Here is a 3,580-nt window from a genome sequence, read left to right on the forward strand (position 1 = left end):
GCCGGCGTCGTGGGCCTCCGGGCGGGGCGGGCGTGGACGCCCGCCCCGGCACCGGGGTGTCAGGCCTTCTTCTCGTCGTCCTCGTCGACCACCTCGGCGTCGACGATGTCCTCGTCGTCGCCCTGCGGGGCGGCGGACTCGGCGCCGGCGTCGGCCGACTCCGCGCCCTGCTGGGCGTAGAGGGCCTCGCCGATCTTGACCTGGGAGGCCTGGAGCTTCTCGAACGCGGCGGCGACCTCGTCGTCGTTGTCCTGCTTCTCCAGGGCGGCCTTCAGGGCGTCGACGTCGGCCTGCACCTCGGTCTTGACGTCCTCGGGCAGCTTGTCCGCGTTGTCCTGCAGGAGCTTCTCCACGGAGTACGCGGACTGCTCCGCCTGGTTGCGGCGGTCGGCGGCCTCACGGCGCTTCCTGTCCTCGTCCGCGTGGGCCTCGGCGTCCTTGACCATGCGGTCGATGTCCTCCTTGGACAGCGAGGAGCCGCCCGTGATGGTCATCGACTGCTCGGTGCCGGTGCCCTTGTCCTTCGCGGAGACGTGCACGATGCCGTTCGCGTCGATGTCGAAGGTGACCTCGATCTGGGGCATGCCGCGCGGGGCCGGGGCGATGCCGGTCAGCTCGAAGGTGCCCAGCGCCTTGTTGTCCCGGGTGAACTCGCGCTCGCCCTGGAAGACCTGGATGGACACGGAGGGCTGGTTGTCCTCGGCCGTGGTGAACGTCTCGGAGCGCTTGGTCGGGATGGCCGTGTTGCGCTCGATGAGCTTGGCCATCACGCCGCCCTTGGTCTCGATGCCCAGCGACAGCGGGGTCACGTCGATCAGGAGCACGTCCTTGCGCTCGCCGGCGAGCACGCCGGCCTGCACCGCGGCGCCGATGGCGACGACCTCGTCCGGGTTCACGCTCTTGTTGGGCTCCTTGCCTCCGGTCAGCTCCTTCACCAGGTCGGAGACGGCGGGCATGCGAGTCGAGCCGCCGACGAGGACCACGTGGTCGATGTCGGAGACCTTGACGCCGGCCTCCTTGATGACGTCCTCGAACGGCTTGCGGGTGCGCTCGAGCAGGTCCTTGGTGAGGTCCTGGAACTTGGCGCGGGAGAGGTGCTCGTCCAGGTGCACCGGGCCCTCGGGGGTCACGGACAGGTACTGCAGCGAGATGTTGGTGGAGGTGGCCGAGGAGAGCTCCTTCTTGGCCTGCTCCGCGGCCTCCTTCAGGCGCTGCAGGGCGATCTTGTCCTTGGACAGGTCCGCGCCCTTGGACTTGGCCTGCTGGAGCAGCCAGTCCACGATCCGCTGGTCCCAGTCGTCGCCGCCGAGGCGGTTGTCGCCTGCGGTGGCGCGCACCTGGATGGTGGCGAAGTCGTCCTCGTCCTTGGCGACCTCGAGCAGGGACACGTCGAAGGTGCCGCCGCCCAGGTCGAAGACCAGGATGAGCTCGTCCTCCTTGCCCTTCTCCAGGCCGTAGGCCAGGGCGGCCGCGGTGGGCTCGTTGATGATGCGCTTGACGTTCAGGCCCGCGATCTCGCCGGCCTCCTTGGTGGCCTGGCGCTCGGCGTCGTTGAAGTAGGCGGGCACGGTGATCACCGCGTCGGTGACCTTCTCGCCCAGGTACTCCTCGGCGTCGTGCTTGAGCTTCATCAGCGTGCGGGCCGAGATCTCCTGCGGGGTGTACTTCTTGCCGTCCACCTCGGTGGTCCAGTCGGTGCCCATGTGGCGCTTGATGGACGCGAAGGTGCGCTCCGGGTTGTTGACGGCCTGGCGCTTAGCGACCTCGCCGACCAGGACGTCCCCGCCCTTGGAGAACGCGACGACGGACGGGGTGGTGCGGGCGCCCTCGGCGTTCGCGATGACGACCGGGTCGCCACCCTCGAGGACGGCGACGACGGAGTTGGTGGTGCCGAGGTCGATGCCGACTGCACGGGACATGATGGGGTCCTTCCTGTCTGACGGTGAAGCGGGGGCCGGACCCGCGGGCCGGGGCACCGGCGCCGCAGGGACTTGAGCCTTCATGACTCAGGTTGCCACCGGGGCGGTGGACTGTCAAGTGAACCTGAGTCGACTTCACTCACTTCTGCTTCTGCGAGGGTCAACGCGGGCGGTCCGCGATCCATTCCCGGGCCCCGGCTCCATCCCCCATCCGTCCCGGTGCAGGCGCCCGGCCCTGGAGGCGCGGGGGTCTCACGCGGTTGGATGGCGGATCACGGGGCGCCGCCGACGGCGCGCCCGTCCCGACGGAGAAGGAGCACCACCATGGCCGAGCAGAACGCCGCCGACTACACCGTCCCGGGCCTGTCCCTGAGCACGGGCCGCCGCACCGCCGAGATCCTCCAGGGTCGCCTGCACGCCCTCAACGACCTGCAGCTCACCCTGAAGCACGCCCACTGGAACGTGGTGGGCCCCGGCTTCATCGGCGTGCACGAGATGCTCGACCCCCAGATCGAGCTGGTCCGCGGGATGGTGGACGTCCTCGCGGAGCGCATCGCCACCCTGGGCGTCTCCCCCGCCGGCACCCCGGGCGCGCTCGTGGCCGCCCGTGCGTGGGACGACTACACACTGGGCCGCGCGTCGACCCTGGAGCACCTGGCCGCGCTGGACCTCGTCTACGACGGCGTCGTGACGGACCACCGCGCCGCGATCGACGCCACCGAGGACCTCGACCCGGTCACGCAGGACATCCTCATCGACCAGGTGGCCCAGCTCGAGCTGTTCCAGTGGTTCATGCGCTCCTTCCTCACCACGGACGACGGCCGCCTGAGCAGCGCGGGTGCGGCCACGGAGGCCGCCGCCGCGGGCCGGGTGAAGGACGACCAGGCCGCGCCCGCCCCGCAGGGCGCGCGCACGAAGAAGTCGGGTGCCAAGAAGGCCACGGCCTCGAACGCGAAGAAGTCCAAGAAGAAGTGACCGCGCGCCCCTGAGGCGCCCGCGTGCACGGAGGGCCCGACCGCACCACCGGTCGGGCCCTCCGTCGCCGTCCGGGCTCAGGCGGCCCGCGCCGGCCACCAGACGCGCGGGCCGATGTCCCGGACGAGCGCGGGGATCAGCAGCGTGCGCACCACCAGCGTGTCCAGCAGCACTCCGAAGGCCACGATGAACGCCAACTGCACCATGAACATCAGCGGGATCACCGCGAGCGCGGCGAAGGTGGCCGCCAGCACGACGCCGGCCGAGGTGATCACCCCGCCCGTCACGGTGAGGGCGCGCAGCACGCCCGCCCGCGTGCCGTGCCGAGGCGTCTCCTCCCGCGCCCGGGTCATCAGGAAGATCGTGTAGTCGATCCCGAGCGCCACGAGGAAGACGAAGCCGTAGAGCGGCACGGTGGGGTCGGCGTCCTCGAAGCCGAACACGTGCCGGAACACGAGGACCGAGACGCCCAGGGCCGCACCGAAGCTGACCACGGTGGCCGCCACGAGCAGCACGGGCGCCAGGAGCGAGCGCAGCAGCACCGCGAGGATGACCAGCAGCATCGCGAGGATCAGCGGGATGACGACCCGCAGGTCGCGCTGCGTGGTGACGTTCGTGTCCAGCGCCTGGGCCGCCGGGCCGCCCACGAGGATCTCGCCCGAGGTGGGGAGGTCCGCGAGCCGGTC

General features: G+C 70.7%; 3 protein-coding genes. 1 reads left to right on the forward strand and 2 read right to left on the reverse strand.

Annotated elements, in window-relative coordinates; genetic code table 11:
- Window positions 1–59: 59 nt before the first annotated feature.
- Complete coding sequence (dnaK, locus tag HMPREF3105_RS04770) at window positions 60–1,919, reverse strand: molecular chaperone DnaK (RefSeq protein ID WP_070708878.1); 1,860 nt, start codon at window positions 1,917–1,919, stop codon at window positions 60–62.
- 324 nt (window positions 1,920–2,243) lie between these two features.
- On the opposite strand from dnaK, the gene HMPREF3105_RS04775 reads away from it, so the two are divergent.
- Window positions 2,244–2,894 carry a Dps family protein gene (locus tag HMPREF3105_RS04775; RefSeq protein WP_070708879.1) on the forward strand — a complete coding sequence of 217 codons (651 nt, stop codon included), beginning with the start codon at window positions 2,244–2,246 and terminating at the stop codon, window positions 2,892–2,894.
- Window positions 2,895–2,971: 77 nt separating this feature from the next.
- Here the strand turns inward: HMPREF3105_RS04775 and HMPREF3105_RS04780 are convergent.
- Window positions 2,972–3,580 (reverse strand): MMPL family transporter (locus tag HMPREF3105_RS04780; protein WP_168167996.1); only part of this gene is annotated, 609 nt, incomplete at its 5' end.

It is taken from the genome of Micrococcus sp. HMSC31B01 (assembly GCF_001816085.1).
Classification (GTDB): domain Bacteria; phylum Actinomycetota; class Actinomycetes; order Actinomycetales; family Micrococcaceae; genus Micrococcus; species Micrococcus luteus.